Genomic DNA, 5180 nt, shown 5'->3' with positions numbered 1-5180 from the left:
GGTCCAGTTTATCACGCCCTTGGTCTACGTGTAGGAACGATTCAGGAGGATGCAGATCCGGAGACGCGTAAGCATGCCTACGCAGCGGATGTCACGTATGCGACGGCAAAGGAGGCCGGCTTTGATTTTCTTCGCTCGAACCTGTGCCGCGATGAGAGAGACATCGCTCATCGGCCGTTTCACTATGCCATTGTCGATGAAGCGGACTCCATTCTCATCGACGAGGCTCGCGTACCTCTTGTGATCGCGGGTGAACGCGTTTCTTCGAGCACCAGCCCTTACAAGATCGCATCCATTGTCGGAGGCCTTGTCGAGAATCGCGATTGGGTCACGAGTGAATTCGGGCGCAACGTCGAACTGACGGACGCCGGCCTTGACAGGGTTGAAACCGCTCTTGAAAGAGGCGATCTGCATGACAATAGAAACTACGTCCTCCTTACCGAAGTGAATCAGTCCCTGCACGCGCACGCGTTGTTGCATTGTGACGTCGACTACCTCGTAAGAGACAACCGTATCGAGCTGGTCGATGAATTCACGGGTCGCGTCGTCGACGATCGGCGCTGGCCCGACGGCCTCCAGGCGGCGCTAGAGGCCAAGGAGGGTCTGCCTGTGCGGCAGGGCGGACGTATTCTGGGATCCATAACACTTCAGCATTTCCTGGCACACTATCCCCGTCTTGCAGGGATGACGGCCACGGCGCAGCCGGCGGCGGACGAACTGCACGACTTCTATGGACTGAGCGTCGTCCCGATTCCGCCCAATCGAGCGTGCATCCGGGAGGATCTTCCGGATCATGTATTCACTCACGAAAGGGCGAGAAACGCGGCGTTGGCAGAGGAGATTGCATCCGTGCATTCAACGGGCCGGCCGCTTCTGGTCGGGACGCGGAGTGTGGCCGAGTCGGAAACCATCGCGTCTCGACTCAGGGATCGCAAAATCGAATGCCGGATCCTCAATGCGAAGCACGACGAGGAAGAAGCCGCCATCGTTGCGGATGCGGGAGCGCTCGGTGCGGTTACAATCTCGACAAACATGGCGGGTCGCGGCACGGATATCCGTCTGGGTGGATCCGACGAGAGCGATCGGGACGCTGTCGTGCGACTTGGCGGCCTCTGCGTACTTGGAACGAATCGCCACGAGAGCCGGCGGATCGATGATCAACTGCGCGGCCGCGCCGGTCGACAGGGAGATCCCGGGACATCCCGCTTCTTTGTCAGCCTGGACGACGATCTGATGGTCCGCTACGGAATCGACGATCTGATTCCGCCGATCCTGCGACCGCCAAATCAAGACAGACGGATTGTTCATCCCGTCGTGAGGCGCGAACTGGATCGAGTTCAGCGCATCGCGGAAGGTCAGAATTTCGAGATCCGCCGAACGCTGTTTCGGTACTCCACGCTTGTTGAAGATCAACGCAAGAAGTTGCATGCCTGGCGTTCACAGGTGCTCACCGGCATTGCAGATCCAGATATCTGGGCGACACGTCAGGAGGACCTGTTTCGATGGGCGATAGACAGGTTTGGGTCCGGCGCAACGGAGGAGGCCGAGCGTGAGGCGACGTTACACTTTATCGATGAGTGCTGGGCCGAACAGCTTGAGTTTGTCGCACAAGTGCGGGAAGGCATTCACCTGGTTGGTATCGGCGGACTCGATCCTCTCCACGAGTTCCACAAGCAGATTGTCGAGAGTTTCTGGACCGTCTATGACTGTGTCGAGAAGCGAACGGCGGACGCTCTGGTAGCCATTAATGCATCCGGAAGCGGGTTGAGCCTGGAAGCGGCTGGTGTGCGGGCTCCGGCATCCACCTGGACGTACCTGGTGAGCGACCAGGTGCTGACCGAATTGCAGCAGATGCTTTTCGGTCGCGGGAACGTCGCGTTCACGGCGGGGGCCGTGGTGATGGCGTGGCCACTGCTAGCGGTGTGGGCCATCTGGCGAAGACTGACGGTTGGCCGTGGCTCGGCTGGGAACTAGAAGGGCCGTCGGGCCGGTCAGGCCGACGAGTCACCTGGCGTCGCAGCCACGGGCAGGTCACCGGTAAGGGATTCAGCGGTTCTGCGCGTAAAGATGAACCACATCACGACCAACGCTACGAGATAGAGTAGGAGCAACCCCGCCATGGTGAAGTAGCCTTCGAGGGTTCCCCGATACCAGACCAGCGGAAGGTTGATCATGATCAATAGAGGGAAGCCAAGAGCCAGCGCCGCGCCGCTCCCGAGAGCCTGATCCTGGGCGACGGGCGTTACGAATTCGGGATCCGTCACTCTGATCATGGCAAGGCCCGAACTAATCGTGCCGGTCTGTTCGGCGTAAAGCCCGACCGTTCTCTCGAAGCGGTACTGAGAGAATAATCTGCTGACGGGCCACTTGATCGCGAAGTACGTCGCGACCGCGCCCACGATGCACATCACAGCGATCGGCCCCACGTATTGCCACGTGACCTTGAGACTGATCGCCATGATCGCGGCGGCCACCAGGAGATCCGCCAGCAGTCCGGTGATGCGACGCAGGGTGCCATCATCAATCATATATCCTGCCTGCCTCACCTCGACCGCCTTCCGGACCCCGAGGGCCAGGAGATTCGCGACGACGAAGTTGAGTGACCAGAGCGTTGGAATCTCGTGCGTCAGGTCCGCTGCGGTGAGCAGTTGCTCGAGTCCCAGCACGACGCCATACGCCAGCAGGTACACGACTCCGACCAGCGCGAAATGAAAAGTGAGCGTGTCGATGGTTCCGCTGGAGAATGTGTTGTGTGAGCCGACGCTGATCGGGGCGTTTTTCGCAAATCCGCGCCGCACGAACTCGGTACCGGCCTCATCCGCGCGTAGCGTCGCGATGCCCTTGTGAATTCCACGGTTCACGACGCTGATACCAGTTATGTACGCAACGAGAAATCCGATGGCGGCCAGCGTCAAACCGATATCCGCGGCTTCCGCAAAGCCATGCGCCTCCCAGGACTGCCCGATTGAAAAGGCGATTCCTGGTCCCATGCCGAAACCGAGGGGAAGGAGGATGCCAACGGCAGGCACCAGATTCGGCGAGATAAGCCAGAGGAAGAAAAGCGCTACGATCAGTCCGATCAGCGCCTGAATCACGAACGTCAGCACCTTGATGAATCCGATGTGGATTGCGCCGACGGTGCGGCCGCCCGTGCGTTTTAGTCCGATGCCGATAAAGGTCAGCGCGAGGAGGTGGTAGACGTACACGCCCATGCGCTCGGGTGAGAATTCGATCCACCTCAACAGCTCGGGCCCGAGTATCAGCCCGAGAAAGCCGGCGATGAGATTTGCCGGGATCAGAAAGCGCTGCAGAACGGGAATTCTACTTCGTGCCACCGTGGCGCCGACCAGAAGGAGGCTCACGACTGCGAAATCGAGCACAAACTGCTTGATCGTGAAAGAAAATTCCCAGACAGGCATGTAGAAACCGTCGGTTGGCAAGTCGCCCAGAATATAGGAGTTCCCGTGAGGCGAATTGCTATGCCGTGTCGGGAGACGCGTTTCCCAGCCTTGCAAGGGCGTCTCTCCACGCGAGTGCGCTTCCCTCCCGCACAAAGCTCAGTTGCACCATTTCGGCCGCGAGGAACAGCTGCAGCTTGAAATTCCGCTCGACGTCAAAGCCATGCAGGTCGGCCAGAGGAATCGAACGTGTCGTGGCGCCGTTCAGCTGGATGCTGTCGTCAAAAAGCCGGGCGGTCATGTCGCCATGGCTGACGAGATGCGGGAAGTCGAGCTCAACATGGCACTCTACGTTGTTCTCGAGGAGCCTTCCCGACGGGTCCTTCGACAGCGGCATGTCGCGGATTTTCTCATACAGATCCCCGGTGAGGTGTACTTCCCCCGTCGTCTCGTCCAGCAGGCGACTGTCGGGCAGCATCTTCAACCTTAGCGAGCCCTCCTCGTTCTGGACGTACGTGCCATCCGGCGTGCCGAGGCCACCGTGCTTCCCTGTCACCGGATCGCGATAGAGCAAGCGATGAATCCCGTCGGCCGGCCGGTAGGCCCATCGGGGTCGGAGGTGTTCTGGCGCCACGTTCTCGTCGAACTGAATCGGGGCGCGGAGCTGCCGAATCGCCTCATCGAGCGGTGTATTGCGACTGAAGCTCAGCGGCTCGAGAATCTCGACTTCAACCCGTCCGGGACGTGGATAGGTGGCCCACCGCGGCCAAGTGGTGTATGAACCCCGCGTGACCACCGGATAGACCGGAATTCCCATCCGCGTGAACAGTTTGGCCGTTGACTCGATCCACGGCTCCGGTCGTCCGGTCCAGCGGCTTCCCCCCTCGGGATAGATGACGATCTTGCGCCCGTCAGCGACCATTCGGTGCAACACGCGGATCAGGTGAGGATCGGCGATGCGCTTTCGTGTAGGATGAAGGTCGAATCTGCTGAGTGCCCATCTCAGAAATGGTCGTCGAAAGAACTCCTGTGTCATCACGCCCCCGGTCGGGTCGGCCCACGGCGTAAAGCAGTTGAGGACGAAAGGGTCCCAGCGGTTGGAGTGGTTGCCGTAGAAGAAACACGGGCCGTTCTCCAGCGCCCGTTTGCCTGCAATCATATCAGGGCGCCAAAGGACCCGTACCGCCGATAGCAGGATCGTGCGGAACAGGGCGATGCTCAGCGGGGTCTGGAATCGGTGACGGCTCACGGGCGGGATTGGTTCTCTGACTGAATCTACACTTTTCGCTCAGACGATGGCGGATCGTATTCGCGATGGTTTCGGGTCATTTTGTTTGCGGGCGTCGGCCCACATACCTATCATTTCCGGCCAATAACTCTACGCCATGATTGCACTAAGACTCGCCCCCGTTGTCCTGAGCCTCATTCTGCTGGCCGCACACTTTCTGCGTGCTGAGAGTATGCTGGTTGTCGTTCTGCTTCTCGCAGCGCTGGGTTTACTCGTGGTGAAGCGCCCATGGGCCGTCCGCGTAATACAGATCATTCTTGTCCTCGGCGCGATTGAGTGGCTGCTGACGCTGTCCGAGTTGATGTCCCGGAGAATGGAAATGGGCCAGCCCTACATGCGGATGGTCGCGATCCTTGGTTCGGTGGCATTTCTGACGGCAGTGTCGGGCCTCGTATTCCGGAGCGGGTCGCTGCGCAACAGATACAGGATGAACGGAGCACCAACGAGTACGGATGAGTAGACCGATCTTGACAAAGGCCTTGTCTGGCATAAAG

General features: G+C 59.6%; 4 protein-coding genes. 2 read left to right on the top strand and 2 right to left on the bottom strand.

The window, feature by feature from the left end; genetic code table 11:
• The coding region (locus HKN37_05195) for an accessory Sec system translocase SecA2 (protein ID NNE46039.1) at nt 1-1974 on the top strand (1974 nt) is incomplete at its 5' end.
• A gap of 17 nt (nt 1975-1991) precedes the next feature.
• Here HKN37_05195 and HKN37_05190 read toward each other — a convergent pair.
• Nucleotides 1992-3419 (bottom strand): hypothetical protein, encoded by a 1428-nt coding sequence (locus HKN37_05190; GenBank protein NNE46038.1) that lies wholly within the window; start codon nt 3417-3419, stop codon nt 1992-1994.
• Nucleotides 3420-3477: 58 nt separating this feature from the next.
• On the bottom strand, nt 3478-4557 hold the full coding sequence (locus HKN37_05185) for a 1-acyl-sn-glycerol-3-phosphate acyltransferase (GenBank protein ID NNE46037.1): 1080 nt from the start codon (nt 4555-4557) through the stop codon (nt 3478-3480).
• A gap of 226 nt (nt 4558-4783) precedes the next feature.
• Here HKN37_05185 and HKN37_05180 point away from each other — a divergent pair, with 226 nt between their 5' ends.
• Nucleotides 4784-5146 (top strand): hypothetical protein, encoded by a 363-nt coding sequence (locus HKN37_05180; protein NNE46036.1) that lies wholly within the window; start codon nt 4784-4786, stop codon nt 5144-5146.
• The last annotated feature ends 34 nt before the right edge of the window (nt 5147-5180 follow it).

It is taken from the genome of Rhodothermales bacterium, assembly GCA_013002345.1.
Classification (GTDB): domain Bacteria; phylum Bacteroidota; class Rhodothermia; order Rhodothermales; family JABDKH01; genus JABDKH01.
The sequence above is the reverse complement of the archived record's forward strand: the minus strand, read 5'-3'. Positions and strand labels throughout refer to the sequence as shown.

Bases quoted from the DNA above. Each gene is read 5' to 3' on its own strand.
- HKN37_05190 (NNE46038.1), bottom strand. From the start codon at position 3,419: ATGCCTGTCTGGGAATTTTCTTTCACGATCAAGCAGTTTGTGCTCGAT.
- HKN37_05185 (NNE46037.1), bottom strand. From the start codon at position 4,557: ATGATTGCAGGCAAACGGGCGCTGGAGAACGGCCCGTGTTTCTTCTAC.
- HKN37_05180 (NNE46036.1), top strand. From the start codon at position 4,784: ATGATTGCACTAAGACTCGCCCCCGTTGTCCTGAGCCTCATTCTGCTG.